At 71.1% G+C, this 25,696-nt stretch carries 29 protein-coding genes; 20 read left to right on the top strand and 9 right to left on the bottom strand.

From position 1 onward, the window contains the following. The first annotated feature begins 17 nt into the window (after positions 1–17). Complete coding sequence (locus JRG78_RS05560; protein ID WP_259608014.1) at positions 18–518, top strand: DUF2004 domain-containing protein; 501 nt, start codon at positions 18–20, stop codon at positions 516–518. Positions 519–660: 142 nt separating this feature from the next. On the opposite strand, the gene lipA is transcribed toward JRG78_RS05560, so the two are convergent. Then, positions 661–1,650, bottom strand: a complete 990-nt coding sequence (gene lipA, locus JRG78_RS05565; RefSeq protein ID WP_259608015.1) for a lipoyl synthase — start codon at positions 1,648–1,650, stop codon at positions 661–663. Beyond that, on the bottom strand, positions 1,647–2,288 hold the full coding sequence (gene lipB / locus JRG78_RS05570) for a lipoyl(octanoyl) transferase LipB (RefSeq protein ID WP_259608016.1): 642 nt from the start codon (positions 2,286–2,288) through the stop codon (positions 1,647–1,649). The genes lipA and lipB overlap by 4 nt, the downstream gene beginning before the upstream one ends. Before the next feature lie 119 nt (positions 2,289–2,407). Here lipB and JRG78_RS05575 point away from each other — a divergent pair, with 119 nt between their 5' ends. Both JRG78_RS05575 and ffh read left to right on the top strand, forming a co-directional pair. Next, the gene (locus JRG78_RS05575; RefSeq protein WP_259608017.1) at positions 2,408–2,992 is read left to right on the top strand and encodes a TetR/AcrR family transcriptional regulator; all 585 of its coding nucleotides are present in this window, start codon (positions 2,408–2,410) and stop codon (positions 2,990–2,992) included. A 51-nt stretch (positions 2,993–3,043) separates the two neighbouring features. Next, positions 3,044–4,612 carry a signal recognition particle protein gene (gene ffh / locus JRG78_RS05580; protein WP_259608018.1) on the top strand — a complete coding sequence of 523 codons (1,569 nt, stop codon included), beginning with the start codon at positions 3,044–3,046 and terminating at the stop codon, positions 4,610–4,612. Between the two features lie 106 nt (positions 4,613–4,718). Here the strand turns inward: ffh and glpK are convergent, their stop codons facing one another. The 3 genes from glpK to JRG78_RS05595 form a co-directional block, all read right to left on the bottom strand. Then, a complete protein-coding gene (glpK, locus tag JRG78_RS05585; protein WP_272653733.1) occupies positions 4,719–6,233 on the bottom strand; it encodes a glycerol kinase GlpK in 1,515 nt (504 codons plus the stop codon). A gap of 33 nt (positions 6,234–6,266) precedes the next feature. Continuing rightward, on the bottom strand, positions 6,267–7,019 hold the full coding sequence (locus tag JRG78_RS05590; protein ID WP_259608020.1) for an MIP/aquaporin family protein: 753 nt from the start codon (positions 7,017–7,019) through the stop codon (positions 6,267–6,269). 88 nt (positions 7,020–7,107) lie between these two features. Further along, positions 7,108–8,817 (bottom strand): glycerol-3-phosphate dehydrogenase/oxidase, encoded by a 1,710-nt coding sequence (locus JRG78_RS05595; protein WP_259608132.1) that lies wholly within the window; start codon positions 8,815–8,817, stop codon positions 7,108–7,110. A 99-nt stretch (positions 8,818–8,916) separates the two neighbouring features. Between JRG78_RS05595 and JRG78_RS05600 the strand changes: the two genes are divergently transcribed. Next, on the top strand, positions 8,917–9,897 hold the full coding sequence (locus JRG78_RS05600) for a sugar-binding transcriptional regulator (protein ID WP_259608021.1): 981 nt from the start codon (positions 8,917–8,919) through the stop codon (positions 9,895–9,897). A gap of 51 nt (positions 9,898–9,948) precedes the next feature. Here JRG78_RS05600 and JRG78_RS05605 read toward each other — a convergent pair whose 3' ends face one another. Beyond that, entirely contained in the window at positions 9,949–11,163 is a 1,215-nt protein-coding gene (locus JRG78_RS05605) for a glutamate--cysteine ligase (RefSeq protein ID WP_442927360.1), read from the bottom strand. 156 nt (positions 11,164–11,319) lie between these two features. Here JRG78_RS05605 and rpsP point away from each other — a divergent pair, with 156 nt between their 5' ends. The 5 genes from rpsP to JRG78_RS05630 are packed head-to-tail and all read left to right on the top strand — an operon-like array spanning position 11,320 to position 14,149. After that, complete coding sequence (gene rpsP, locus JRG78_RS05610) at positions 11,320–11,748, top strand: 30S ribosomal protein S16 (RefSeq protein WP_259608023.1); 429 nt, start codon at positions 11,320–11,322, stop codon at positions 11,746–11,748. A 6-nt stretch (positions 11,749–11,754) separates the two neighbouring features. Next, complete coding sequence (locus JRG78_RS05615; RefSeq protein ID WP_071644715.1) at positions 11,755–11,985, top strand: RNA-binding protein; 231 nt, start codon at positions 11,755–11,757, stop codon at positions 11,983–11,985. A gap of 1 nt (position 11,986) precedes the next feature. Beyond that, complete coding sequence (rimM, locus tag JRG78_RS05620; RefSeq protein WP_259608024.1) at positions 11,987–12,586, top strand: ribosome maturation factor RimM; 600 nt, start codon at positions 11,987–11,989, stop codon at positions 12,584–12,586. Between the two features lie 17 nt (positions 12,587–12,603). Continuing rightward, on the top strand, positions 12,604–13,305 hold the full coding sequence (gene trmD / locus JRG78_RS05625; protein WP_272653735.1) for a tRNA (guanosine(37)-N1)-methyltransferase TrmD: 702 nt from the start codon (positions 12,604–12,606) through the stop codon (positions 13,303–13,305). Between the two features lie 28 nt (positions 13,306–13,333). Next, positions 13,334–14,149, top strand: a complete 816-nt coding sequence (locus JRG78_RS05630) for a class I SAM-dependent methyltransferase (RefSeq protein WP_272653736.1) — start codon at positions 13,334–13,336, stop codon at positions 14,147–14,149. Here JRG78_RS05630 and JRG78_RS05635 read toward each other — a convergent pair. Both JRG78_RS05635 and map read right to left on the bottom strand, forming a co-directional pair. Then, entirely contained in the window at positions 14,098–14,850 is a 753-nt protein-coding gene (locus tag JRG78_RS05635; RefSeq protein ID WP_272653737.1) for a DedA family protein, read from the bottom strand. The genes JRG78_RS05630 and JRG78_RS05635 overlap by 52 nt on opposite strands. Before the next feature lie 109 nt (positions 14,851–14,959). Continuing rightward, complete coding sequence (gene map / locus JRG78_RS05640) at positions 14,960–15,742, bottom strand: type I methionyl aminopeptidase (protein WP_259608028.1); 783 nt, start codon at positions 15,740–15,742, stop codon at positions 14,960–14,962. Between the two features lie 103 nt (positions 15,743–15,845). On the opposite strand from map, the gene JRG78_RS05645 reads away from it, so the two are divergent. From JRG78_RS05645 to JRG78_RS05685, 9 genes are all read left to right on the top strand, one after another. Beyond that, positions 15,846–16,328: an MFS transporter permease gene (locus JRG78_RS05645; protein WP_272653738.1), complete on the top strand. Its 483-nt coding sequence runs from the start codon at positions 15,846–15,848 to the stop codon at positions 16,326–16,328. A 163-nt stretch (positions 16,329–16,491) separates the two neighbouring features. Beyond that, positions 16,492–16,839 (top strand): 50S ribosomal protein L19, encoded by a 348-nt coding sequence (rplS, locus tag JRG78_RS05650; RefSeq protein ID WP_259608030.1) that lies wholly within the window; start codon positions 16,492–16,494, stop codon positions 16,837–16,839. A 117-nt stretch (positions 16,840–16,956) separates the two neighbouring features. Next, positions 16,957–17,688 (top strand): signal peptidase I, encoded by a 732-nt coding sequence (lepB, locus tag JRG78_RS05655; RefSeq protein WP_272653739.1) that lies wholly within the window; start codon positions 16,957–16,959, stop codon positions 17,686–17,688. Beyond that, the gene (locus JRG78_RS05660) at positions 17,685–18,344 is read left to right on the top strand and encodes a ribonuclease HII (RefSeq protein WP_259608032.1); all 660 of its coding nucleotides are present in this window, start codon (positions 17,685–17,687) and stop codon (positions 18,342–18,344) included. The genes lepB and JRG78_RS05660 overlap by 4 nt, the downstream gene beginning before the upstream one ends. Positions 18,345–18,387: 43 nt before the next feature. Then, positions 18,388–18,714: a DUF2469 domain-containing protein gene (locus tag JRG78_RS05665; protein ID WP_259608033.1), complete on the top strand. Its 327-nt coding sequence runs from the start codon at positions 18,388–18,390 to the stop codon at positions 18,712–18,714. A 96-nt stretch (positions 18,715–18,810) separates the two neighbouring features. Further along, entirely contained in the window at positions 18,811–19,173 is a 363-nt protein-coding gene (locus JRG78_RS05670) for a YraN family protein (RefSeq protein WP_272653740.1), read from the top strand. Next, on the top strand, positions 19,170–20,699 hold the full coding sequence (locus JRG78_RS05675) for a YifB family Mg chelatase-like AAA ATPase (RefSeq protein ID WP_272653741.1): 1,530 nt from the start codon (positions 19,170–19,172) through the stop codon (positions 20,697–20,699). Before JRG78_RS05670 ends, JRG78_RS05675 begins: the two co-directional genes overlap by 4 nt. Then, the gene (gene dprA, locus JRG78_RS05680; RefSeq protein ID WP_272653742.1) at positions 20,696–21,874 is read left to right on the top strand and encodes a DNA-processing protein DprA; all 1,179 of its coding nucleotides are present in this window, start codon (positions 20,696–20,698) and stop codon (positions 21,872–21,874) included. The genes JRG78_RS05675 and dprA overlap by 4 nt, the downstream gene beginning before the upstream one ends. A gap of 165 nt (positions 21,875–22,039) precedes the next feature. Beyond that, complete coding sequence (locus tag JRG78_RS05685; protein ID WP_272653743.1) at positions 22,040–22,945, top strand: tyrosine recombinase; 906 nt, start codon at positions 22,040–22,042, stop codon at positions 22,943–22,945. A gap of 21 nt (positions 22,946–22,966) precedes the next feature. On the opposite strand, the gene JRG78_RS05690 is transcribed toward JRG78_RS05685, so the two are convergent. After that, positions 22,967–23,479 (bottom strand): murein hydrolase activator EnvC family protein, encoded by a 513-nt coding sequence (locus tag JRG78_RS05690; protein WP_272653744.1) that lies wholly within the window; start codon positions 23,477–23,479, stop codon positions 22,967–22,969. 427 nt (positions 23,480–23,906) lie between these two features. On the opposite strand from JRG78_RS05690, the gene rpsB reads away from it, so the two are divergent. Continuing rightward, positions 23,907–24,758: a 30S ribosomal protein S2 gene (rpsB, locus tag JRG78_RS05695; protein WP_259608039.1), complete on the top strand. Its 852-nt coding sequence runs from the start codon at positions 23,907–23,909 to the stop codon at positions 24,756–24,758. A 48-nt stretch (positions 24,759–24,806) separates the two neighbouring features. Then, complete coding sequence (gene tsf, locus JRG78_RS05700) at positions 24,807–25,634, top strand: translation elongation factor Ts (protein ID WP_272653745.1); 828 nt, start codon at positions 24,807–24,809, stop codon at positions 25,632–25,634. Positions 25,635–25,696 lie beyond the last annotated feature (62 nt).

Raw genomic sequence — 25,696 nt, forward strand, 5'->3', positions numbered from 1 at the left:
GCTGGTTTCATAGCGATATGGCGATCGAGCACGACTACTTCGGAGTCCTCTCCTCCGGTCCGGACGGGTCGATCTTCTGGACCGAGCGGGTCGAGTTCGGCGATCAGTCGGTCACCGTCGACCTGACCGCGCCGGACCAGGAGGACGTGTCGCCGGAGGCGCTCGATGTCGCCGCCGCGCTCATCGCTGGTCTCGAGCACGTGGACGCCGTCGCCCGCCGCAGCATGCTCTCCGAGGTCGACGAACGCACCAGCGAGGTGACCGAGTACATCCTCCAGCAGCAGGAGGCCTACGGCGAGGAGCTCACCGCGGTGCTCGTGGACGTCAGCGGGGATGCCGCGGTCGACATCATCCGCTCGCTGCGCCTGATGAGCATGACGATCCTCGCCGACGAGCACGGGGGTTCGGAGCCGTTCGCGGTGCTCGAGTACGCCCTCGACGCGGATGCCACCGACGACGTCCTTCTGGTGAACCTCGGCTCCGACGGCTCGGTCCAGTCCGTGATGAGCGCCGACTGAGGTCGAGCGGACGCTGAGCGTGTCGAAGCGTCGCCCGACCCTTCGACACGCTCAGGGTCCGGCCCCCGGTCGTGGAGCGAGGACCGCCGCCCCCCGGTCGTCGAGCGAGCACCGCCGCAGGCGGAGCGAGACGAAACGCCTCTCAGACCGCCTGCGCGAACCCCTGCTCCACGCCTTCCGCGATGTGCGCGAGGTGCGGCGGGATCTCCCGGCCCTTGGACAGCATCGACTGCGCCCACAGCCGCCCCGCCCGGTAGGACGAGCGCACCAGGGGCCCGGCGAGCACGCCGAGGAACCCGATCCGCTCGGCCTCCTCCTTGAACTCGACGAACTCGGCCGGCTTCACCCAGCGCGCCACCGGCAGGTGCCGCGGCGAGGGCCGCAGGTACTGGGTGATCGTGATGATGTCGCATCCGGCCTCGTGGAGGTCGTGCAGCGCCTGCACGACCTCCTCCGGCTCCTCGCCCATGCCGAGGATGAGATTCGACTTCGTGATCAGCCCCGCCTCGTGGCCCTGGGTGATCACGTTGAGCGAGCGCTCGTACTTGAACGCCGGGCGGATGCGCTTGAAGATCCGCGGCACCGTCTCGACGTTGTGGGCGAACACCTCGGGCCGGGCGTCGAAGATCTGGCCGAGGAACGCCGGGTCCGCGTTGTGCTCGTTCGCGAGCAGCTCGACGCCGGTGTTCGGGTTGAGTTCGTGGATCTTGCGGACGGTCTCCGCGTTCAGCCAGGCGCCGGTGTCGGGCAGGTCGTCGCGGGCGACGCTGGTGACCGTCGCGTACCGCAGTCCCATCCGGCGCACGCTCTCAGCGACGCGGCGCGGTTCGTCGGTGTCGTACTCGGCGGGCTTGCCGGTGTCGATCTGGCAGAAGTCGCAGCGGCGCGTGCACTGCGAGCCGCCGATGAGGAAGGTCGCCTCGCGGTCCTCCCAGCACTCGTAGATGTTCGGGCAGCCGGCCTCCTGGCACACCGTGTGCAGGTCCTCGTCCTTCACCAGGGTGTGCAGCGCCTTGTACTCCGGGCCCATCTTCGCCTTGGTGCGGATCCACTCCGGCTTCCGCTCGATCGGCGTCTGCGCGTTCCGCACCTCGAGGCGCAGGAGCTTGCGTCCCTCCGGAGCGGCGCTCATGCGGCCACCTCCGTCGCGTACTCGGCGGTGAAGGCGGCGGAGACCGCGTCGACCAGGTCGGCGGGGGAGACCGCGCGTCCGCTCACCTCGCTGACGGTGGTGACACCGGCATCCGTGATCCCGCACGGGATGATGCCGCGGAACGCGGCGAGCGAGTTGTCGCAGTTCACCGCGAAACCGTGCATGGTGACGCCCTGCTGCACGCGCACGCCGATCGCGGCGACCTTGTCCTCGGACAACGGCCGGCGCACCCAGACGCCGCTACGGCCCTCGACCTGGTAGCCGTCCACGCCGAACGGGCGGAGCACCTCGATCAGCAGCCGCTCCAGGCGCCGCACGTGCGCGACGACGTCCATGGGCTCCGGCAGGCGCACGATCGGGTAGCCGACGAGCTGTCCCGGCCCGTGCCACGTGATCTTGCCTCCGCGGTCGACGTCGACCACGGGCGTCCCGTCCTTCGGGCGCTCGTGCGGCTCGGTGCGCTTGCCGGCGGTGTACACCGCCTCGTGCTCCAGGAGCAGCAGCGTGTCGGGACGGCTTCCCTCCACGACCTCGCGGTGGATGCGGCGCTGCAGATCCCATCCGTCGAGGTAGGGGACGAAATCGGGAGCGAGGCCTGCGATCTGGATGTCGATCATGACCGTCCTTCGAGTTGTTGGATGCAGTCCAAGAAAAGACCGGTCACCACCTTACGCCTGTTCGGATCGCGGTGCGACGCGGCACGCGCGCGGTACGGGCCCGGGGTAAGGTGACGCCTATGGAATCGGTGTCCCGGGCCGGTAGGCCGCGCGCATCCTCTCGCGAGACGCTCGCCGAGGCCGCATGCGAGCTGTTCCTGGAGCAGGGCTATGACGCCACCGCCATCGTGGACATCACCCGCCGGGCCGGAGTCAGCCGCTCGAGCTTCTTCAACTACTTCGCCTCGAAGAGCGACGTGCTGTGGTCGGGCCTGGACGCCCGGATCGACCAGGTGCTCGTCGCGCTGGCATCCCTGGGCACGGAGGCCACCGGGGAGCGCGTGGCCGATGCCCTGCGGTACATCGTCGAGGACTTCGCACCGGACCCGCTCGCGCTCGCGTTCCGGAACGCCGGGGCGATGGGGCTGGAGGAGGAGCTGCTGCGCGACACGGGACTGCGTCAGGCGCGGATCGCCGGTGCCGTGGCCGCCGCCGCCCGGAGCGCCGGCATCGGCATCATCCCCGCGGACATCCTCGGGGCCGCCTACGCCGCCGCCGTGCTCTCCTCGCTGCGCGTGTGGGCGGAGCAGGGGGCCGGCCAGGCGTCGCTCGAGGCGCAGTTCGACGAGGCGCTGCGCAGCATCCACCAGTTGCCCTGGGAGTAGGTCGGATGCCGGAGAGGGGGGAGGCGCCGCTCGCGTAGAATCGGAGGCACCATGGCTACCTTTGGCACGCTCTCCGACCGGCTCACCGAGACCTTCCGTAACCTGCGCACGAAGGGAAAGCTGAGCCCCGCCGACGTCGACGGCACCGTCCGCGAGATCCGGCGTGCCCTGCTCGATGCCGACGTCGCCCTCACGGTGGTCAAGGACTTCACAGCCAAGGTGCGCGAGCGCGCCCTGGGCGACGAGGTGAACAAGGCCCTGAACCCGGCCCAGCAGGTCGTGCAGATCGTGAATGAGGAGCTCATCGCGATCCTCGGCGGCGAGCAGCGCCGGCTCGAGTTCGCGAAGACCCCGCCGACGGTGATCATGCTCGCCGGACTCCAGGGCTCCGGCAAGACGACGTTCGCCGGCAAGCTCGCCAAGCAGCTCGAGTCGGAGGGCCACACCCCGCTGCTCGTCGCTGCCGACCTGCAGCGCCCGAACGCGGTCACCCAGCTGCAGGTCGTCGCCGAGCGCGCCGGCGCCGCCGTGTACGCCCCCGAGCCCGGCAACGGCGTCGGAGACCCGATCCGCGTCGCACGGGACGGCGTGGAGCACGCACGCCGCCACCTGCACGACGTGGTCATCATCGACACCGCCGGCCGCCTCGGCGTCGACGCCGAGCTGATGAAGCAGGCATCCGACATCCGCAAGGCGACCAACCCCGACGAGGTGCTGTTCGTCATCGACGCGATGATCGGTCAGGACGCGGTCAACACGGCCAAGGCCTTCCAGGAGGGCGTGGACTTCACCGGCGTCGTCCTGTCCAAGCTCGACGGCGACGCCCGCGGCGGCGCGGCGCTCTCGGTGGCATCGGTCACCGGGCGCCCGATCATCTTCGCGTCGACGGGGGAGAACCTCGACGACCTCGAGCCGTTCCACCCCGACCGGATGGCGAGCCGCATCCTCGACCTCGGTGACATCCTCACGCTCATCGAGCAGGCGCAGCAGGCCTTCGACGAGGAGGAGGCGCGCAAGGTCGCCGAGAAGCTCGCGAACGAGGCCTTCACGCTGGAGGACTTCCTCGACCAGCTTCAGCAGATGAAGAAGATGGGCTCGATGAAGAAGATGCTCGGGATGCTCCCGGGCATGGGCCAGATGAAGCAGCAGCTGGAGGACTTCGACGAGCGCGAGATCGACCGTACCGAGGCGATCATCCGTTCCATGACGCCCGCCGAGCGCCGTAACCCGAAGATCCTCAACGGCTCGCGCCGTCTGCGCATCGCACGAGGCTCGGGCATGACCGTGACCGACGTCAACCAGCTCGTGCAGCGCTTCGAGCAGGCGGCGAAGATGATGAAGACCGTCGCCCGCGGCGGCATGCCGAACATCCCCGGCATGGGCCCGATGCCCGGCATGGGCCGCCCGGGCGCGTCCGCGAAGCGCGGCGGCAAGAAGGGCAAGGCCAAGAGCGGCTCCCGCTCCGGCAACCCGGCCAAGCGCGCCGCGGAGAACGCCGGCCTCGCCGCTGCACCGGCGAACCCGACCGGCTCCGGATTCGGCCTGGGGGGAGGTGCGGCCGCGGGCGGCCCTACCGAGGCCGACCTCGCCGAGATCCAGAAGCTCTTCGGCAAGCGCTGAGCTGCTGTGCCACTGACGTCGAAGGGCGGGCCCGGAGCATCCGGACCCGCCCTTCGTGGATCAGCCGTCGTGCGTGATCAGCGAGGATCAGCCACCCCGGCGCCGATCACTTCACGTCGTCGTCGACCCAGTCCATCGACTTCGTCACGGCCTTGCGCCACAGCCGCAGCTGACGGTCGCGCTCGGCCTCGTCCATGCTCGGCTCCCAGCGCTTGTCCTCCTGCCAGTTGGCAGACAGGTCGTCCAGGCCGTTCCAGAAGCCGATCGCGAGTCCCGCTGCGTAGGCCGCACCCAGCGCGGTCGTCTCGGCGACCTTCGGCCGCACCACCGGCACGCCGAGGACGTCCGCCTGGAACTGCATCAGCGCGTCGTTCGCGACCATGCCGCCGTCGACCTTCAGCTCGGTGAGGTCCACCCCGGCATCCGCGTTCACCGCGTCGAGCACGTCGCGGGTCTGGAAGGCGACGGCCTCCAGGGCGGCGCGGGCGATGTGGTTCTTGTTCGCGTAGCGGGTCAGACCCACGATCGCGCCGCGGGCATCCGGCCGCCAGTACGGCGCGAACAGCCCCGAGAAGGCCGGGACGATGTACACGCCGCCGTTGTCCTCCACCTGCCGGGCGAGCTCCTCCACCTCCGGGGCGGAGGAGATGATGCCCAGCTGGTCGCGCAGCCACTGGATGAGCGACCCGGTCACCGCGATCGACCCCTCCAGGGCGTAGTGCGTCGGACCGTCGCCGAGCTTGTACCCGACGGTGGTCAGCAGCCCGTTCTTCGAATGGACGATCTTCTCGCCCGTGTTGAAGATCAGGAAGCATCCGGTGCCGTAGGTGTTCTTGCTCTCACCGGTCTTGAACGCCGCCTGGCCGAAGGTCGCCGCCTGCTGGTCGCCGAGGATTCCGGAGATCGGCGTCTCGCGCAGGAGCGACGAGCTCTCGGCGGCACCGTACACCTCCGAGGAGGAGCGGATCTCCGGCAGCATCGACCGCGGCACCCCGAAGGCCTCCAGGATGTCATCGCGCCACTCCAGCGTCTCGAGGTCCATGAACATCGTGCGCGAGGCGTTCGTCACGTCGGTCGCGTGCACGCCGCCCTCGATGCCGCCGGTGAGGTTCCACAGCACCCAGCTGTCGGTGGTGCCGAACAGCAGGTCGCCGGCCTCCGCCTTGGCGCGGGCGCCGTCGACGTTCTCCAGGATCCAGGCGATCTTCGTGCCCGAGAAGTACGTGGCCAGCGGCAGGCCGACGACGGGCTTGAACCGCTCCACGCCGCCGTCCGCCGCGAGGCGGTCGACGATCTCCTGCGTGCGGGTGTCCTGCCACACGATCGCGTTGTACACCGGCTTGCCGGTGGTCTTGTCCCACACCACCGCGGTCTCGCGCTGATTGGTGATGCCGACGGCCGCGATGTCATGGCGGGTGAGGTCGGCCCGGCTGAGGGCCAGGCCGATCACCTCCTGCACGTTGCGCCAGATCTCCAGCGGGTCGTGCTCGACCCACCCCGCCTTCGGCAGGATCTGCTCGTGCTCCTTCTGACCGGTGGCGACGATGTCGCCCTTGCGGTCGAAGATGATCGCGCGGCTCGAGGTCGTGCCCTGGTCGATGGCGATGACGTAATCTGCCATGTCTTTCTCCTTTGAAATGGGTGATGCGGCGGATCAGGCGAGGGAGAGCAGCGCCGGTGCGGCGAGGGCCGCGAGCGCGCCGCCGACGAGGGGGCCCACGACCGGCACCCACGAGTAGGCCCAGTCGCTGGAGCCCTTGCCCTTGATCGGCAGGATGGCGTGGGCGATCCGCGGACCGAGGTCACGCGCCGGGTTGATCGCGTAGCCGGTGGGTCCACCGAGCGAGGCGCCGATGCCGACCACCAGCAGGGCGACCGGCAGTGCCGTGAGCGGGCCGAGCGCACCGGGAGTGCCGATCTCCACGTCACCGTAGTCCGCGAACGCGAAGATCACGAAGACGAGGACGAACGTGCCGATGATCTCGGTGACGAGGTTGTCGCCGTACGAGCGGATGGCCGGTCCCGTGGAAAACACGCCGAGCTTGTTGGCCGGGTCCTCCTCGATGTCGAAGTGCTGACGGTACGCCAGCCACACCACGACCGCGCCGAGGATCGCGCCGACCATCTCAGCGGCGACCGCGACGAGGAACATCACGAACGAGATCTTGCCGGCGATGAGCAGGCCGATCGCGACCGCCGGGTTCAGCAGCGCACCCGAGTACGACGAGACGAGGACACCGGCGAAGACCGCCAGACCCCATCCCCAGTTGACCATGAAGAAGCCGCCGCCGTAGCCCTTGTTCCTGGCCAGCGCGACGTTCGCGACGACGCCGCAGCCGAGGAGGACGAGCATCGCCGTGCCGACGAGTTCGGACAGGAAGTACAGTCCGAGATTGACATCTGCCATGTCTTCATTGACCTTTCCGTGCACCCGCGGTCGTCGTGCGAGCGGGCGCGACTTGTGATGGATCCGCCGCCAGGGCGGTCTGCATCGCTCAGGGGCGTGCAGGCTCGGTGATCGACAGCCCGTGGGCGTCGTTCAGAATCTCTCGTGTCCGCGCGATCTCGGCGTCGCGCCGTGCGGCGTCCCAGCCCAGCAGCGGTGCGAGCGCGTCCGCGATCTCCCGGAGCACCGCGGCGTCGGCATCCCCGACGAACGCGATGCTGGTGCGTCGCAGCAGGATGTCGGCCAGGCGTACGACCAGTTCGTTCTCGACCATCCACTCCAGCTCGCGCGTGGACAGCGCGCCGCCCGCGAGCAGACGGTCCTCGCCGGCGCGGATGTGCGCCCACACCTCGGCCGCGCGCGTCCCGTAGCGGGCGAGCAGCTGGTCGCCGCGGTCGCCGGCACCGGGAAGATGGGTCTCCTTCCACGACTGCCGAGCACGGACCGTACGCGGGAACCCGCGCCCGCCGCCGATCGGCAGAGCTGCCGTGGAGACCCGCCGGGAACGTCCGAGCAGGCCGAGCACGCGGTCCGAGAGCGACTCGCCGAGCGCGCGGAACGTGGTCCACTTGCCGCCGACCAGGCTGAGCACCGGCGTCTCGCCGGAGTCGTCGACCTCGACGCGGTAGTCGCGGGAGACGAAGCCCGGCGCGGTGTCCTCGTGGCGGGGCAGGGGACGGATGCCGGAGAAGCGGAACACGATGTCGTCGCGGGACACCTGGATGCGCGGGAAGACGTGGTGGATGAGGTCGAAGAAGTAGTCGACCTCCTCCTCGGTGCAGCGCGCCGGAACCCGCGGGTCGGCGTCGATGTCGGTGGTGCCGACCAGCACCCGGCCCTTGAGCGGATAGATGAGCACGATCCGGCCGTCGTCGTGCTCGAAGAAGATCTCCCGGCCCTTCGTGGCCGCCAGCAGATCGGGGTGGTCGAGGACGATGTGCGATCCCTTGGTGCCGCCCATGAAGTGCGTCTCGGTACCGAGCGCCTCGTTGGTGAGGTCGGTCCACGGGCCGGAGGTGTTCACGACCACGTCCGCGGCCATGGTGAACTCCTCGCCGCTCTCCCGGTCGAGCAGAACGACCTTCCCGTCCCGGCGGCCGACGGCCTCGACGTAGTTGACCGCGTACGCCCCCGCGTGCGCGCTGCGGCCGTCCTGCAGCACGTCGAGGGCGAGGCGCTCGGGGTCATGCATCGAGGCGTCGTAGTAGGTCGCGGTGTACTTGATGTCGGGATCCAGCTGCGGCAGCTCCTGCAGCGAGCGCCGACGGCCGAGGAAGCGGTGCCGAGGCACCGCGCCGCCATCGCGCGAGAAGGTGTCGTAGATCGTCAGGCCGACCTTGATCAGGAACGCCCCGCGCTCTTTCGGCTTGCCGCTGCGGTGCGTGAGGAAGCGCAGGGGAGCGGAGAGGATGCCGGAGAAGGTCGAGTAGATCGGGATCGTGGTCTGCAGCGGCTTCACGAAGTGCGGGGCGATCCGCAGCAGGCCGTTGCGCTCCTGCACGGACTCGCGGACGAGGCGGAACTCGCCGTTCTCCAGATACCGGATGCCGCCGTGGATCATGTGGCTGGATGCCGCCGACGCGCCCGAGGCGAAGTCGGAGCGCTCCACGAGCACCACGTCCACGCCCTGCAGGGCGAGATCCCGGAACAGCGAGATGCCGTTGATGCCCCCGCCGATCACCAGGACGGTGGTGCGGCCCGCATCGCGGACTGCGGTCAGCTCGGCATCGCGGCGGGCTGTGCGGGTGGTCTCAGTCATCATGGGACTCCGTTCCTGCTGGCACCATGATCGACCTCTTCGCGCTGATGGACAAGTCCACTGCACATATGTGCAAAGCTGAGCGTTGGAGGTGCGGGGATGGCTGTCACGGAAGCCCGGGGACGGGACACGAAGGTGCGCGCGGCGCTCACCGCCGCCAAGCTCTACTACCTGCAGGACATGACCATGGAGGCGATCGCCCGCGAGCTCGGCACCTCCCGCTCCTCGGTGTCCCGGCTGCTGGGCTACGCGCGCGACACCGGGCTGGTCGACATCCGGGTGAACTCGCCGTTCGAACGCGCGGGCATGCTCGAACAGCGCATCCGGGACCGGTTCCGCGTCGCGGCGCACGTGGTGCCCATGCCCGGAGTGATCAACGAGGTGGAGCGCATGGAGCGCGTGGCCCTCACCGCCGGGCGCCTCCTGTCGCAGTTCATCGACTCGAACATGGTGGTCGGCATCGCCTGGGGATCGACGATCAGCATGGTGAGCCGCTCCCTGGTGCAGAAGGACACCCACAACACGACGTTCGTGCAGCTCAACGGCGCAGGGAACACGCAGACCAGCGGCCTGGAGTACTCCAGCGACATCCTGCAGCGCTTCGGCCGCGCCTTCGGCGCGCAGGTCGAGCAGTTCCCGGTGCCGGCCTTCTTCGACGACCCGGCGACCCGCGAGGCGATGTGGCGCGAGCGCAGCACCCGCCGGGTGCTGGCTTATCAGGCCAAGATGGACGTCGCCGTGTTCAGCCTCGGCTCACCCGCCGCCGAGGTGCCCAGCCGCGTCTACGTCGGCGGATACCTAAGCGAGGAGGACTACCGCAACCTCCGGGAGGACGGCGCCATCGGCGACGTCGCGACGGTGTTCTTCCGCGCGGACGGCAGCTGGCGCGACATCCGGCTGAACGCCCGGGCCACCGGGCCAGGGCTGGACCGGCTGCGCCGCGTGCCGCGCCGGGTGTGCATCGTGTCCGGGGTGGCGAAGCTGGACAGCCTGCGCGCGGCCATCGCCGCCGGCGTCGTCACGGACGTGGTGCTGGACGAGACCCTCGCCCGCGGCCTCGCCGAGCAGGGCGAACGCTGACGCCCGCGACGCCGACCCGAGGGCTGCGGCGCCGAGGCCCGGTCGCCGAGGCTACGGCGCCGCCGAGGGCGAGGGTGCCACCGAGGTCTCCGGGCCCTGACGGAACTCCCGGATCAGGTGATGCACGACCGCGTGCAGATCTCCGTCGGCGCCGTCGGCCGCGGCCAGCTGCCGCTCGTAGCTGGCGCCCACCTGAAGCGTGGTGAGCACGCCGTCCAGCTCCGCCGCGCACCCCAGGTCACGGGCGACCGGGCGGAGATCCTCGACGACGGCCGCCAGGTGCTCGCGCACGGGGACCTGCGACCCCGCGGCATCCACGATCACGCGGGCGTCCAGGCCGTAGCGAGCCGCGCGCCACTTGTTCTCGCGGTGGAACCACGGCGGCATGGTCGCGAGAGTGCGCCCCTCGTCCAGCTCGCGGGAGAAGTGCTCCACGAGCGACTGCACGAGCGCCGCCACCGAGGCCAGCTCGCTGAGCGTGGACATGCCGTCGCACGCGCGCACCTCGACGGTGCCCCACCGCGGCGCGGGGCGGATGTCCCAGCGCACCTCCGAGGCGTCCTGCATCACCCCCGTGCGGACCATGTCGTCCAAGTACGACTCGAACTCCGCCCACGTGTGCAGCGACCACGGCAGCCCGGCGGTGGGCAGCTGCTGGAAGACGAGGGCGCGGTTGGACGCGTACCCGGTCCGCTCACCGGCCCAGTACGGGCTGGAGGCGGCGAGGGCCTGCAGATGGGGCAGGAAGTTGGAGAGCGCCGCGATGATCGGCAGCACCTTGTCGCGGTCGTCGACGCCGACGTGCACGTGGATGCCCCAGATCATCATGTTCCGGCCCCACCACTGGGTCCGCTCGATCAGCTTGTGATAGCGGGTCTTGTCGGTGACCCGCTGGTTGTACCACTGCGCGAAGGGGTGGCTGCCGGCGGATAGCAGCTCGATCCCGGCCGGGTCGGTCGCGGCGCGGACGGCCGCGATCGCCGCGGCGATGTCGTCGAGCGCCTCGGCGACGGTGCCGCCGACGCCGCTGGTGACCTCGATCGTGTTGGTCAGCAGCTCGCCGGTGACGGTGTGGCGCTCGGCGGCGCTCTGCTCCTCGAGCGCGGCGAGCAGCTCAGGAGCTCTTCCCACCAGATCCCCGGTCTTCGGGTCGGCGAGCATGATCTCCCACTCCACGCCGACGGTGGAGCGGGCGGACGGCGCGAATTCCAGCGGCACGCGCTCAGTCTGGCACGGACCCCCGGCCGGTGCATCCGCGCGCGTCATGGTTCGCGTCACACGGAGCGATCTGGCAGAATGGAGGGTCGGACGGCCTGCTCGACCCTCTATCCAGCATCCGTCCACCCTCAGAGCTTCCGCCGGGTGTGCACCCCACGCTCCAGGCGACCAGTTCGTCTTCCTTCCACACCACTCAGGAGAATCGTGGCTGTCAAGATCCGTCTCAAGCGCATGGGCAAGATCCGCGCACCCTACTACCGCATCGTCGTCGCCGACTCGCGCACCAAGCGCGACGGTCGCGTGATCGAGGAGATCGGCAAGTACCACCCGACCGAGGAGCCCTCGTTCATCGAGGTCGACTCCGAGCGCGCCCAGTACTGGCTGTCCGTCGGCGCGCAGCCGACCGAGCAGGTCACCGCGCTGCTGAAGATCACCGGCGACTGGGGCAAGTTCAAGGGCGACAAGGACGCCAAGTCCACCCTGAAGACCGCAGAGCCGAAGCCGGCCTTCGAGATCGACTCCGCCAAGAAGTCGGTCATCAAGCCCAAGGCCGAGAAGAAGGCCGAGGCTCCGGCCGAGCCGGCTGAGGCGCCTGCCGAGGACGCCGCCGAGGCCGCGGCCGACGCCGAGTAAGCCGTCGTGCTCGCCGCCGCGCTCGAACACGTCGTCAAGGGGATCGTCGATCACCCGGACGACGTCCGCATCACCGCATCCGCATCGCCGCGAGGCGACCTGCTCGAGGTGCACGTGCACCCGGATGACCGTGGTCGCGTGATCGGGCGCGGCGGCCGCACAGCGAAGGCGCTGCGGACGCTCATCTCCGCACTGGCCGACGGGCGTCGCGTGCGCGTCGACGTCGCGGACGACTGACGTGGCGCAGGACAAGGCCCGCAACCAGCTCCGGGTCGGGCGCCTCCTCAAGGCGCACGGGCTCAAGGGCGCCCTCAAGCTCGAGCTCTACACCGACAATCCCGAGCGCCGGTTCGTGCCGGGAGCCGAATTCACCCTGCAGGTGCCCGAGGCGTCGGTCTGGCACGGCAAGACCGTCACGGTCCGCGACTACCGCGTGATGAACGGCAGCTCGGTCGTCTTCCTCGAGGGCGTGGAGGACCGCACCACCGCCGAGTCCCTGGTCCGGGCCATCCTGTGGATGGACGAGGACGACGAGGCCGAGGAGAACGCCTGGTACGACCACCAGCTCGTCGGGCTGGACGTCGTCCGCGACGACCGGGTCGTCGGCCGTGTGCTGCGCGTGGATCACCTGCCCGCCCAGGATCTGCTCATCGTGAAGACGGATGCCGGCGAGGTCATGGTGCCGTTCGTCGAGGCGATCGTGCCCACCGTCGACGTGGCCGCAGGGCGCATCGTCGTCACCCCTCCGCCCGGGCTGTTCGAGGAGCTGCCGGCGGAGACCTCGGACACGGACGCCGCCCCCTCGGCGGCGCGCGACGCGTCCCCGGCATCCGACTGACCCGCGCGGACGCACCCATGCGGATCGACGTCGTCTCCATCTTCCCGTCCTACTTCGACGGATTGACTCTGTCGCTGCTCGGCAAAGCGCGGGACGCCGGCATCCTCGATCTGCACGTGCACGACCTGCGCGAGTGGACCCACGACCGGCACCGCACTGTCGACGACACCCCGTACGGGGGCGGCGCCGGCATGGTGATGAAGCCTGAGCCGTGGGGCGAGGCGCTCGACGCCCTCGCTCCGGCCGAAGGCATGGCAGACCCGCGGCCGACCATCATCTTCCCCTCTCCCGCCGGCGAGCTGTTCACGCAGCGCACGGCCCGGGAACTGGCCACGCGCGAGCACCTCGTCTTCGGCTGCGGGCGCTACGAGGGCATCGACGAGCGGGTGTTCGACTACGCCGCGACCCGCGGCGAGGTCCGGCTGATCAGCCTCGGCGACTACGTGCTCAACGGGGGAGAGGTCGCCGTGATGGCGATGATCGAGGCCATCGGCCGGCTCATCCCCGGCGTGGTGGGCAATCCCGAGAGCCTCGTCGAGGAATCGCACGAGGACGGCCTGCTGGAGTACCCCTCCTACACGAAGCCGTCCGTGTGGCGCGACCGGCCGGTGCCGGAGGTGCTGCTCAGCGGCAACCACGGCGCGATCGCCGCATGGCGGCGCGAGCAGCAGCTCGAGCGGACCCGCGCCCGCCGCCCCGATCTCCTCGCCGGCGAGTGATCGCTCTCGGCGCTGATAGCGTCCAGGCATGGTCGATGAGGTGCTGGCGAAGTCGTTCCTGGATGCCGGGGAGGACTACGAGCGGTACCGGCCGGGCTTCCCCGAGGCCGCGGCCGAGGCGATCATCCCCGTGCCGGTGCGGGCGGCGCTCGATCTCGGCGCGGGACCGGGGAAGTTCACCGAGCGGCTGATCGGCCGGGCATCCCGCGTGATCGCGGTCGAGCCTTCGAGGCCGATGCTCGACGTGCTGCGCGCCAAGCTGCCGTCCGTGGAGGCGCTGATCGGCACCGCCGAGGAGGTGCCCGTGGAGGACGCCTCGGTCGACGTCGTCACGGTGGCGCAGGCCTTCCACTGGTTCGACCGCGAGCGCGCCTGCGCGCAGATCCGCCGCGTGCTGGTTCCGGGCGGCGTTCTGGGCCTGCTGTGGAACCGCTTCGATCCCGCGTGCGCATGGGACCGCGCGTGTCAGCGGATCCTGCATCCTGCTCTCGGCGACCGACCGGGTGCCACGACCGCGTCCGCGACCGAGGAGCTGCCGGGATTCGTGCTCGAGGCCCGTCGCGAGATCGCGCGGCGCGAGCGGATCACGCGCACCGGCTACCTCCGCCGCTGGCAGACCGTCAGCAGCTTCCTCGTCGCGGATGACCGGGAGCGTCGGCGGATGACGGCGGCGATCGAGGCGGTGCTGGATGCCGACCCGCACACCGCCGGCCGCGAGGAGTTCGACCTGTCCGGGATCACCGAGGTGTTCGTGTACCGGAGCGCGAAGGGCCGGGACGGCACGGGATCTGCTCAGCGGGCGGAACCCGCGGGGAGCGGTCCGGCCGAGGCCTCCGCGTCCTGATCCGCGTCGGCATCGGCTGCCGTCCGCCCGCGCCGCAGCTCACGCGGTTCCGGTTCGCGCCGGGCCGCCCGGAGCGAGCGGGCGCGCACGACGACGAACATCGTGAGTACGAGGCCGACGGCGGCGATCACCACGTTCTGGGCCACGTCGACGTACTGCTCGACGATGTGCCATCCGGTGCCGAGGAACCAGCCGCACAGGATGAACAGCGTGTTCCAGAGCAGGCTGCCGATCGCGGTCAGCAGGCCGAAATGCCACAGAGGCATCCGCGCGACGCCCGCCGGGAGGGAGATGAGGCTGCGGAACACGGGCACGAATCGCCCGAAGAACACCGCCTTGCCGCCATGCCGTTCGAACCACGCCACCGTCCGGTCCACGTCCGCCGCCGACACCAGCGGCAGCCGGTCGGCCACCCGGCGCAGTCGGCTCACGCCGAAAGCCGCCCCCAGCCCGTACAGGGCGAACGCCCCCGCAAGCGAACCGAGCGTCGTCCACGTCACCGCCTCCCACAGCGCGAACGCCCCCTGATGGGCCGCGAGGCCCGCCATCGGGAGAATGGCCTCACTCGGCAACGGCGGGAAGAGGTTCTCCAGAGCGATGGCCACGCCGGCGCCGGCGGGTCCGATCACATCCATCAGACGCACGACCGTGTCGATCAGCCAGCCCAGCCAGGATCCGTCGTTCGCCGCGGCGTGTCGCATCGTCATCGTCTGGCGTTCCCCCGGTCGTCGGACGTGTCACGCACGAGGGTAGACGGCGGGCTTCAGCTGTGCCTGGGAGCCGCCTGCACGAGAACCGTCCCGCTGCCGGTCAGTCGACGCCGAGGAAGGAGCGGTCGGTCAGCACGATCGGTCCGTCCGCGGTGACCGCGACGGTGTGCTCGGAGTGGGCTCCACGGGAGCCGTCGGCGCTGCGCAGCGTCCAGCCGTCGGGGTCGGTGATCAGCTCGTCGGTCGTGGCGAGGAACCACGGCTCCAGGGCGAAGACGAGGCCCGCGCGCAGCGGGAACCCGCGGCCCGCGCGTCCGTCGTTCGGCACGTGCGGGTCGCCGTGCATGATCCGCCCGACGCCGTGCCCGCCGAAGTCGGTGTTGATCGAGTACCCCTCGCCCCGGGCGACGGCGGCGATGGCGGCCGAGATGTCGCCGATCCGGTTGCCGACCGTGGCGGCAGCGATCGCCGCGTCCAGGGCGCGCTCCGTGGTGTCGATGAGGCGCAGGTCCTCGTCGCGCGGCGTGCCGACGACGAAGGAGATCGCCGAGTCGGCGACCCAGCCGTCGACGGACACCGCGAAGTCGAGCGAGACCAGGTCGCCGTCGCGCAGGTCGTAGTCGTGCGGCAGGCCGTGCAACACCGCGTCGTTCACGGAGGTGCAGATCACCTTCCCGAACGGGCTCGCTCCGAACGACGGGTGGTAGTCGATGTAGCACGACTCGGCCCCGGCCTTGCGGATGAGGTCGTGGGCGCGGCGGTCGATGTCGAGCAGGTTGGTGCCCACGGTCGTCTCCTCGCGCAGCGTCGCCAGGGTCTCGGCGACGAAGCGGCCGGCGGCGCGCATCTCGTCGATCTCGGCCGGGGTGCGCAGTTCGATCATGGGGTAGTCCTCTCGTCGACATCCATTCTCCCCGATGCGCACACGGTGGATGCTCACAGCGAAACCCGGGTGGCGACCCGGGGACGCGACGTACGATCGAGGCATGTGGTTGCGACGCGCCTTCTTCCGCTGGCTCCTCCCGGCGGCCTTCGTGCTGCCGCTGTGGCTGCTGGTCGGCTGGGGCGTCTTCCAGGCCGGTGGGTGGGCGTTCGTCTGGGTGCTGTTCATCGCCATCCCGTCGGTGCTGGTCGGGCAGCTGCTGCTGACCCTGCTCACCCGCTCCCGGCCCTCCGTGCGCGCGGAACGGGCCGTCTCGTGGTGGGACGTGCTCGGCTTCACGATCTGGCACGCGCTCACCATCGCCGTCGGCTTCTTCATCGACGGCGCATTCGGCTGGCTGCTCACCTGCGCGATCCTGGCCGCCATCGGCCTGTTCTGGCTGCAGCTGTGGCAGCTGTGGAACGAGGCGCGGGGGAGCGGCGCACGCATCCGCGAGACCATCACCTGGTCGCGGGTCGAGAGCGCCGCGCCGCCGACGACCGCACACGACGTGATCGTCATCCGGGAGCGCGACGAGCGCGAGTGACGCGGTTTGGCGGGCCGTCCGCTTCATGGCAGAATGGATGCTTGTGCCGTGACCCGGCTCTGCCTCAGGGGAGCCCGCGGACGCCTTGCGCGCCGTTCGGCACGAACCCGTTCCATTCCCTTCCATTGCATCCGACCTGTGGCGAGTGCAGAGAGAGACGATCATGCAGATCCTCGACGCCGTCGACGCGGCTTCGCTCCGTTCCGACATCCCCGACTTCAACCCCGGTGACACCGTCAAGGTGCACGTGAACATCACCGAGGGAAACCGTTCCCGCATCCAGGTCTTCCAGGGCGTCGTCATCGCCCGCCAGGGTGACGGCGTGCGCGAGACCTTCACGGTCCGCAAGATCAGCTTCCAGGTGGGCGTCGAGCGCACCTTCCCGGTGCACTCCCCGGTGATCGACCACATCGAGGTCGTCACCCGCGGTGACGTTCGCCGCGCCAAGCTCTACTACCTGCGGAACCTCCGCGGCAAGAAGGCGAAGATCAAGGAGAAGCGCGACAACTGACCGCGCCTCCGCCACGACGCACCCCGGGACCCGCTCCCGGGGTGCGTTTCGTTGTGCCGGTGATGTGCAAGGCTTGAGGATGCCGTCGTGGGGCGGTGCCCGATGCAGAGGATGGACATGACGACCGAAGCCGCTCCCGCCGCCGATCGACCCAAGCGGCACCGCGGAATGCTCGTCTTCGTGCGGGATGTGCTGGTCATCCTCCTCGTCGCGGCCCTGGTCTCCTTCGTCGTGAAGACCTTCGTGGTGCGCTCGTTCTACATCCCGTCCGGGTCGATGGAGCGGACCCTGCTGGTGGACGACCGCATCCTCGTCGACGAGCTGACGCCGCGCTGGGCGGGCTACGACCGCGGCGACGTCGTCGTGTTCAAGGATCCCGGCGGCTGGCTGCCGCCTCAGCCGCAGCGTCCCGCCCGCCCCGCCCTCGTCGAGGCCGTGGACGCCGTCCTCACGTTCATCGGCATCTCCGCTTCCGACTCGCAGGACCACCTCGTCAAGCGCGTGATCGGGATGGCCGGCGACCATGTCGTGTGCTGCAACGCTCTCGGGCAGATCACGATCAACGGCTCGCCCATCGACGAGCTGAGCTACCTCAACCTCCCCGACGGCGACACCGCCGCCTCCAACGCGGCCTTCGACGTCACCGTGCCCGAGGGGTCGCTGTGGGTGATGGGCGACAACCGCGACCGCTCCCAGGACTCGCGGGCGCACCAGGACCTGCCCGGCGGCGGGTTCGTGCCGCTGCAGAACGTCGTGGGCCGGGCGTTCCTGACCACCTGGCCGCTGGACCGCCTGGGACTGATCGACACCCACGACGACGTGTATCGTGCTGTGCGGGAGCCGGAATGACCGTCGTCGCACCCAGACTCACGCTCGAGAGGTCGCTGCTGAAGGAGTTCGACCTCATCATCGCGCTGGACGAGGTCGGTCGCGGGGCGCTGGCCGGACCGGTCGCGGTCGGAGCAGCGGTGATGGATGCCGCGGGGGCGCGGCGCCGGGTGCCGGAGGGACTGCGCGACTCGAAGCTCATCACGGAGAGGCGACGGCCCGAGATCGCCGAGAAGGCGCGCGGGTGGGTGCTCGCCTCCGGCGTCGGATGGGCCAGCGCCGCGGAGATCGACGAGGTCGGCATCATGCGGGCACTGGGCTTGGCGGCCTCGCGGGCGGTGGAGGCCGTGGTCGCGCAGGGCGCGGACGTCGACAGCGCCCTGGTGATCCTCGACGGCAACCACGACTACGTCTCCCGCGTGCATCCCACGCGTCTCACGGTGCGGCCGGTGATCAAGGCCGATCGCGACTGCGCGTCGGTGTCCGCCGCATCCGTGATCGCGAAGGTGGCGCGGGACGCGTACATGACGACGCTGCACGACGAGCACCCGGCCTACCAGTGGGACCGCAACAAGGGGTACGCGAGCCCCGAGCATCGCGAGGCGATCCGCGAGTGCGGGCTGTCGCCGTTTCATCGCGCCTCCTGGTCCATCGCCGACGCACCCACCCTGTTCTGACCAGGACGGCGCGGCCCGGCCGGACTCGTAGGATGGAGTCATCATGGATGAGGAAGCCTTCGACGACTACGACCGCGAACTCGAGCTGGCGCTGTTCCGGGAGTACCGGGACGTCGTCTCGCAGTTCCAGTACGTCGTCGAGACCGAGCGCCGCTTCTACCTCGCCAACGAGGTCAACGTGGTGCGGCGCGACACCGAGCACGACTTCTACTTCGAGATCTCGATGCACGACGTGTGGGTGTGGGACATCTACCGCGCCGACCGGTTCGTGAAGGCCGTGCGGGTGCTCACCTTCAAGGACGTCAACGTCGAGGAGCTGCAGCGCCGCGAGTTCGAGCTGCCGGAGGAGCTGTCGCTCGACGGCAAGTGAGCGATCGTCCTGCACAGACAGCCCGATCCGGGAATCCGTCCCGAGGTGCCGTGATCCCGGTCCCGGGCGGTGCGGCCGGTGCCTCAGGCTGTCGGCATGGCAGCGAAGGACGACCTCGGACGCGCAGGTGAGGACCGCGCGGCGGCGCACCTGGATGCGCTCGGCTACGACATCATCGACCGGAACTGGCGATGCCCCCAGGGCGAGATCGACATCGTGGCGCGGATCGGGGGAGTCCTCGCCGTCGTCGAGGTGAAGACCCGCCGATCCGAGAGCTACGGGCATCCGTTCGAGGCGATCGACGCGCGCAAGCGCCGTCGGCTGTGGCATCTCGCGTACGCGTGGGCGCAGGCGCATCCGGATGCCGCGGAGCACCGCACCATCCGTCTGGAAGCCATCGGCCTCACCGGCCGGGATGCCGCCACCGCGCGGCTCGAGCACCTCGTGGACCTGCTGTGAGGACCGCGCGGACGTGGGCGGTCGCGCTCACCGGAGTCGACGGCCACATGGTCGAGGTCGAGGCGGACGTGTCGAATCAGACGCCGGAGTTCAAGATCATCGGACTGCCGGACAAGTCCCTCGGCGAGGCGGTGCAGCGCGTGCACAACGCCTGCACGAACACTGGGCTCGACCTGCCCCGGCGGCGACTGACCGTCAATCTGTCCCCGGCGAGCCTGCCCAAGCAGGGCTCCGGCTTCGACCTCAGCATCGCGGTGGCGACCCTCGCGGCCGGCGGGGCGCTGCCGGTCGGCGCGATCCGGTCGACGGTGCACATCGGCGAGCTCGGCCTGGACGGCCGGCTCCGCCCGGTGGCGGGCGTGCTGCCCGCCGTGTACGCGGCGGCCCGCGCAGGGTTCGGCCGAGTCGTGGTCCCGGAGGCGAACGCGGAGGAGGCGCGCCTGGTGCCCGGGATCGAGGTGCGGGGCGCCGCGACCCTCGGGGAGGTCGCCGCCTCGCACGGCGCGGACGTCGAGGTCGGGGACGTCGAGCCGGTGAGGCTGCCCGCCTCCGAGCCTCCGCCGGCCGAGGAGCTGGATCTCGCCGACGTCATCGGCCAGGACGAGGCGGTCGCGGCGCTCGTCGTGGCCGCCGCCGGCGGGCATCATCTGCTGCTCAGCGGCCCGCCGGGCGCAGGGAAGACCATGCTCGCGCGCAGGCTTCCCGGGATCCTGCCACGGCTGGGCGAGGAGGAGGCCCTGGAAGTGGCTGCGATCCGCTCGCTGTCCGGCGAGGCGGTGACGAACCTCGATCCGATGCCGCCGTTCGAGGCGCCGCACCACAGCGCGTCCACCGCGGCGATGGTCGGTGGCGGGTCCCGGGTGGTCAGGCCGGGGGCGATCGTCCGGGCCCACCGTGGCGTGCTGTTCCTCGACGAGGCGCCCGAGTTCGCCCGGGCCGCGCTGGACGCTCTGCGCCAGCCACTGGAGTCCGGGTGGATCGACGTGCACCGCTCCGGGGTCACCGCCGGCTTCCCGGCGCGATTCCAGCTGGTGATGGCGATGAACCCGTGCCCGTGCGGCAACTACGGGGTGCGCGGCGCGGAGTGCACCTGCCCGCCGATCGCGATCCGCCGGTACGCGTCCAAGCTGTCCGGACCGCTGCGCGACCGGCTGGACATCGAACTGCACGTGGCCCGGGTGGCCGCCGCCCGGGCCACCTCGGGGGAGCGTTCGGCCGTCACCTCGGCGGCGGCGCGCGCTCGGGTCCTGGCGGCACGGGAGGCGGCGGCGGAGCGCTGGCAGGGGACGCCGTGGCGGCGGAACGGCGACGTGCCGGGCAGCCGGCTGCGGCAGGGGCCGCTGCGGCTGCCGCCCGAGGTGCGGGCGCCGCTGGACCGCGCGCTGGAGCGCGGAGGCCTCACGCTCCGCGCCTACGACCGGACGCTGCGCCTGGCGTGGACGATGGCGGATCTGGGGGGCCTCGATCGCCCCGGCGCCGACGAGATCGGGCGGGCGCTGTTCCTGAAGAGAGGACTGCTGGCATGAGGAACCTGACGATCGACGGCCTGCTCGCGGACCGCGCCATCCGAGAGGCGGCCGCCGCGGTGCGGCCGGATGCGGACCTCGCCGAGACCGTGGCGCGGGCCGCGTGGTCGGTGCTCGCCGAGCCCGGCGACGGCGTCGCGGGAGCCCTGGTCCGGATGCACGGCGCACCGCGCGCCCTGGAGCTCGCGCTCGACGAGGCGGCTCTCCTGGCCGCCGGGGACGGCGTCACGCCGCGCGCGCTCGCGGACGCGCAGGCCCGGTGGTGTCCCCGTGCGGATCCGCGGGCCTTCGCCGACGCACTGCGCGGCGCGGCCGAGGTGGGCGCGCGGATGGTCATGCCCGGCGACGGCGAGTGGCCGGTCCTCCTCGACGATCTGGGCGCACACGCGCCCCTCGTGCTGTGGGTGCGCGGCGACGCGACGGCGATGGCCGCGGAGCCCGCGGTCGCCGTCGTGGGCGCTCGCGCCGCCACCGGATACGGTGAGCACGTGGCCGTCGAGCTGGCCGGGGATCTGGCGGCGAGCGGCGTCGCGATCGTCTCGGGCGGCGCGTACGGCATCGACGGGGCGGCGCACCGGGCGGCACTCGGTGTCGGCGGCACGACGGTCGCCTTCCTCGCCGGTGGCGTCGACCGCGCGTATCCGGCGGGGCACCAGCAGCTGTTCGAGCGGATCCGGGAGCACGGCGCCGTCGTCAGCGAGGTGCCCTGCGGCGCAGCGCCGACGAAGTGGAGGTTCTTGCAGCGCAACCGGCTCATCGCGGCGCTCGGGATGGCGACCGTGGTGGTCGAGGCGGGTTGGCGCAGCGGATCGCTGAACACCGCCGGGCACGCGGCAGCGCTGGGCCGTCCGCTCGGCGCGGTGCCCGGGCCGGTGACCTCGGCGGCGTCGGCCGGATGCCACCGGCTGATGCGCGAGTACGGCGCGGTGTGCGTGACCACGGCGCAGGAGGTGCGGGAGCTGTGGGGCGAGGAGCCGGCGGCGGCCGCGGCGCACGGCGACGACCCGGACCGCACACGGGTGCTGGACGCGCTCAGCGGACGCGCGCAGCGCGGGGTCGAGGATCTGGCACGGCGCACCGGGATGTCGGTGGACCGGGTGCGGTCCGTGCTCGGGCTGCTCGCCCTGGACGGCAGCGCGGTGCGCGGGGAGGTCGGCTGGCGCCGGGGCGGATGACCGGCCGCGAGCGGCCCGGGGGCCACGGTCCGTCCGCGGGGTCGGTCCGCGCCCGTACCCCCGCGGACGGCGGTGCGGCGGCGCGGCGCACACGCCGGCGGCGCGGCGCACACGTCGGCGGCGCGGCGCACACCGCCGGCGGCGCAGCGGCGGCAAGCTGGACGGGTGCGGTACACCGACGCGGTCGCGGCCTTCGTGACGCACCTGGAACGGGTGCGCCGGCTGTCGCCTGCCACGGTGCGCGCCTACCGCAGCGACCTCGCCGATCTCGGCGCCGGCCTCGGTGACGACATGGACGTCTCCGCCGTGGACCTCGAGCATCTGCGGGACTGGCTCTGGCGGGCCACGCAGCGCGGAGACGCCCGCTCCACCCTCGCGCGCCGCGCGGCCGCCGCCCGATCCTTCTTCGGATGGGCCAGGGACGAGGGCGTCGTCCCGGTCGACCCGAGCCTGCGACTGGTCACGCCGAAGAAGCCGAAGACGCTTCCCGCGGTCGCATCGAGGGACGGCATGCGGGCGCTCCTGGACGAACAGCAGGCCCGGGCGGCCGAGGGCGACCCCGTGGCGCTGCGCGACAGCGCGATGCTCGAGCTGCTGTACGGGTCCGGGATGCGGGTCTCCGAGCTCTGCGGCCTCGACGTCGACGATGTCGACCTCGATCGCGCCACCGCGCGCGTGCTCGGCAAGGGGTCGAAGGAGCGGGTGGTCCCGTTCGGCCTCCCGGCACGGGACGCCGTCGGCGCCTACCTCGCCCGCGGACGGCCCGCGCTGTCGGCGCGACGCGACGGCCACACGCCGGCGCTGTTCCTGGGCGCTCGAGGCGGCCGGATCGGGCCGCGGACGGTCTACGCCCTCGTGGCGCGCGTGCTCGCCCCGCTCATCGGCGCCGAGACCGTCGGCCCGCACGCGCTCCGGCACACCGCCGCGACGCACCTGCTCGACGGCGGCGCCGATCTCCGCGCCGTCCAGGAGATCCTCGGGCACGCAAGCCTCGGCACCACCCAGATCTACACGCACGTCTCCGCCGAGCGGCTCTCCGCCACCTACCGGCTCGCGCACCCGCGGGCGTGACCGGACACCCGCGCGGAACACTCAGGGAACCGTCCCGCAGCACGGCAGCAGCACCGCGCGCGGGACGGCGCCGAACAGCGGGGCGGGGTTGATGTACGCCCCGTCCACCCGCACGCCCACGTGCAGCGTCCCCGGGTCGGCGTGACCGCCCGTGACCAGCACGCCCACCGCCTGGCCCGCCTCGACCGCCGTGCCGGGGGCGAGGTCGGAGGCGACCGGCTCCAGCGTCGTGACGTATCCGGCACCGTGATCGATCGTCAGCAGCGGCCGGTCCACGACGAGGCCCCGAAAGGCGACGACCCCGGCCGCGGGGGAGCGGACGGCCGCACCGGTCACGGCGCGCACATCCATGCCGCGGTGCCCCGGGCCGTAGGCGTGCGCGGGCGCCCGGAACGGCTCCGCCACGGCGCGCGGGCCGGGCACGGGCCACGTCCACGGGAAGCCCGGGGCCGCCTCGGGGGCGTCCGCCGCGGAGGACGCCGGACCTCCCGCGGCGAGAACGGTCAGGGCGAAGATGACGGCGGCGAGCAGCATCCGCCGGCGCGAGGGAACAGCCCGCCGTCGCGACGACACCGTCCGCCGGCACCAGGAACGCGCCCGCCGGCGCGAGGAGTGTGTGCGCATCGCCCCAGCATCCGCCGCTCCGGCCCCCGCGCGGATCGCGGATGCCGCACGCGGGGGAGAACCCGCGAGAACCACCCGCCGGTGCAGGAGAACACCAGCCCCGCGCCGTCCTCGGCGCACCGTCCCGGGCACCTCGATCCTGTACACTGGGCGATGCACCTCGACTCCGAGGTGACTACGCGTGCCCAGAGCGACTCCGGTCGCGGCATCCGCACCCACAGGTCCCTTCGAACGATACGTCGTCGGGCGGGTGCGCGCCGGGCACCAGGACAGCCGATCGGCCCGATCGGCGAAGCAACCTCAACGGCGCACACAGCGCCAGAATCAGGAGAAGACCATGGCTGTGGTCACCATCCGCCAGCTGCTCGACAGCGGCGTGCACTTCGGACACCAGACCCGTCGCTGGAACCCGAAGGTGAAGCGCTTCATCCTCACCGAGCGCAGCGGCATCCACATCATCGACCTGCAGCAGTCGCTGTCCTACATCGACCAGGCGTACGACTTCGTCAAGGAGACCGTCGCCCGCGGCGGCACCATCCTCTTCGTCGGCACCAAGAAGCAGGCGCAGGAGATCCTCGCCGAGCAGGCCGCGCGCGTCGGCCAGCCGTACGTCAACCAGCGCTGGCTGGGCGGTCTGCTGACCAACTTCTCGACCATCGCGAAGCGCCTCGCCCGCATGAAGGAGCTCGAGGAGCTCGACTACGAGAACCCGGCCGCCTCCGGCTTCACCAAGAAGGAGCTGCTGCTCAAGAAGCGCGAGCTGGACAAGCTGCACAAGTCGCTCGGCGGCATCCGCAACCTCTCCAAGACCCCGTCGGCGCTGTGGGTCGTCGACGCCAAGCGCGAGCACCTCGCCATCGACGAGGCCAAGAAGCTCGGCATCCCGGTGATCGGCATCCTCGACACCAACGCCGACCCGGACGACTTCCAGTACCCGATCCCCGGCAACGACGACGCGATCCGCTCCGTGTCGCTGCTGACCCGCATCATCGCCGACGCCGCGGCCGAGGGGCTGCAGCAGCGTCACAACCCGGACGCCGGCGACGCCGAGCCGCTCGCCGAGTGGGAGCGCGAGCTCCTCGAGGGCGGGGCCACCGAGGCCGCCGCCACCGAGACCGCCCCCGAGGCGGACGCCGCTCCGGCCGAGGAGACCGTCGAGGTCGCCGCCGCCGAGACCGCGGACAAGTAAGCACGAATCAGCAGACACGCACACCCACGAAGCAAGGAGCCACCACACATGGCCAACTTCACCATCGCCGACATCAAGGCGCTGCGTGAGCAGCTCGGCACCGGAATGGTCGACACGAAGAAGGCGCTCGAGGAGGCGGACGGCGACGTCGCGAAGGCGACCGAGATCCTGCGCCTCAAGGGCGCGAAGGGCAACGCCAAGCGCGCCGACCGTTCCACCAGCGAGGGCCTCGTCGTCGCGCGGGAGAAGGACGGCGCGGTCACGCTCATCGAGCTGACCTGCGAGACCGACTTCGTCGCGAAGAACGAGCGCTTCATCGCCCTGGCCGAGAAGGTCGCCGACGCGGCCGCCGCGGTCGAGGCCGACTCGGTCGAGGCCGTCCTGGCCGCTCCGGCCGGCGACCAGACCGTCGAGCAGCTGATCTCGGACGAGGCCGCCATCATCGGCGAGAAGGTCGAGCTGCGCCGCGTCCGCACCGTCAAGGGCGAGAACGTATCGGTCTACCTGCACCGCACCAGCAAGGACCTGCCGCCGCAGATCGGCGTCGTCGTCGCCTACTCGGGCGACGACGCGGAGACCGCGCGCAGCATCGCCCAGCACATCTCCTTCGCCAACCCGTCGTACCTCACCCGTGAGGACGTCCCGGCCGACGAGGTGGAGAGGGAGCGCCAGCTGGTGACCGAGATCTCCCGCAACGAGGGCAAGCCGGAGGCCGCCCTGCCGAAGATCGTCGAGGGCCGTGTCGCCGCGTTCTTCAAGCAGGTCGCCCTGCTCGACCAGGACTACGCCAAGGACAACAAGCTGTCCGTGGGCCAGGTCGCCAAGGACGCCGGCATCACCGTGACCGACTTCGTGCGGTTCAAGGTCGGCGCGTAACACGCTGCAAGGGGTTCGGATCCGCCACGGGTCCGAACCCCTTCTTCATGCCCAGCCAGCCA

This window comes from Microbacterium sp. EF45047 (genome assembly GCF_028472845.1).
GTDB lineage: Bacteria > Actinomycetota > Actinomycetes > Actinomycetales > Microbacteriaceae > Microbacterium > Microbacterium neungamense.

Excerpts from the sequence above, each read along its gene's own strand:
- JRG78_RS05590 (WP_259608020.1), bottom strand. The coding sequence starts at position 7,019 with ATGGCAGATGTCAATCTCGGACTGTACTTCCTGTCCGAACTCGTCGGC.
- JRG78_RS05690 (WP_272653744.1), bottom strand. The coding sequence starts at position 23,479 with ATGCTGCTCGCCGCCGTCATCTTCGCCCTGACCGTTCTCGCCGCGGGA.
- JRG78_RS05605 (WP_442927360.1), bottom strand. The coding sequence starts at position 11,163 with ATGACGCGCGCGGATGCACCGGCCGGGGGTCCGTGCCAGACTGAGCGC.
- dprA (WP_272653742.1), top strand. The coding sequence starts at position 20,696 with ATGAGGAACCTGACGATCGACGGCCTGCTCGCGGACCGCGCCATCCGA.
- JRG78_RS05575 (WP_259608017.1), top strand. The coding sequence starts at position 2,408 with ATGGAATCGGTGTCCCGGGCCGGTAGGCCGCGCGCATCCTCTCGCGAG.
- JRG78_RS05645 (WP_272653738.1), top strand. The coding sequence starts at position 15,846 with ATGTGGTTGCGACGCGCCTTCTTCCGCTGGCTCCTCCCGGCGGCCTTC.
- JRG78_RS05630 (WP_272653736.1), top strand. The coding sequence starts at position 13,334 with ATGGTCGATGAGGTGCTGGCGAAGTCGTTCCTGGATGCCGGGGAGGAC.
- map (WP_259608028.1), bottom strand. The coding sequence starts at position 15,742 with ATGATCGAACTGCGCACCCCGGCCGAGATCGACGAGATGCGCGCCGCC.
- JRG78_RS05600 (WP_259608021.1), top strand. The coding sequence starts at position 8,917 with ATGGCTGTCACGGAAGCCCGGGGACGGGACACGAAGGTGCGCGCGGCG.
- rplS (WP_259608030.1), top strand. The coding sequence starts at position 16,492 with ATGCAGATCCTCGACGCCGTCGACGCGGCTTCGCTCCGTTCCGACATC.
- JRG78_RS05635 (WP_272653737.1), bottom strand. The coding sequence starts at position 14,850 with ATGCGACACGCCGCGGCGAACGACGGATCCTGGCTGGGCTGGCTGATC.
- lepB (WP_272653739.1), top strand. The coding sequence starts at position 16,957 with ATGACGACCGAAGCCGCTCCCGCCGCCGATCGACCCAAGCGGCACCGC.
- tsf (WP_272653745.1), top strand. The coding sequence starts at position 24,807 with ATGGCCAACTTCACCATCGCCGACATCAAGGCGCTGCGTGAGCAGCTC.
- lipB (WP_259608016.1), bottom strand. The coding sequence starts at position 2,288 with ATGATCGACATCCAGATCGCAGGCCTCGCTCCCGATTTCGTCCCCTAC.
- trmD (WP_272653735.1), top strand. The coding sequence starts at position 12,604 with ATGCGGATCGACGTCGTCTCCATCTTCCCGTCCTACTTCGACGGATTG.
- JRG78_RS05560 (WP_259608014.1), top strand. The coding sequence starts at position 18 with ATGGCGATCGAGCACGACTACTTCGGAGTCCTCTCCTCCGGTCCGGAC.
- glpK (WP_272653733.1), bottom strand. The coding sequence starts at position 6,233 with ATGGCAGATTACGTCATCGCCATCGACCAGGGCACGACCTCGAGCCGC.
- lipA (WP_259608015.1), bottom strand. The coding sequence starts at position 1,650 with ATGAGCGCCGCTCCGGAGGGACGCAAGCTCCTGCGCCTCGAGGTGCGG.
- rpsB (WP_259608039.1), top strand. The coding sequence starts at position 23,907 with ATGGCTGTGGTCACCATCCGCCAGCTGCTCGACAGCGGCGTGCACTTC.
- JRG78_RS05665 (WP_259608033.1), top strand. The coding sequence starts at position 18,388 with ATGGATGAGGAAGCCTTCGACGACTACGACCGCGAACTCGAGCTGGCG.
- JRG78_RS05595 (WP_259608132.1), bottom strand. The coding sequence starts at position 8,817 with ATGACTGAGACCACCCGCACAGCCCGCCGCGATGCCGAGCTGACCGCA.
- JRG78_RS05660 (WP_259608032.1), top strand. The coding sequence starts at position 17,685 with ATGACCGTCGTCGCACCCAGACTCACGCTCGAGAGGTCGCTGCTGAAG.
- JRG78_RS05670 (WP_272653740.1), top strand. The coding sequence starts at position 18,811 with ATGGCAGCGAAGGACGACCTCGGACGCGCAGGTGAGGACCGCGCGGCG.
- ffh (WP_259608018.1), top strand. The coding sequence starts at position 3,044 with ATGGCTACCTTTGGCACGCTCTCCGACCGGCTCACCGAGACCTTCCGT.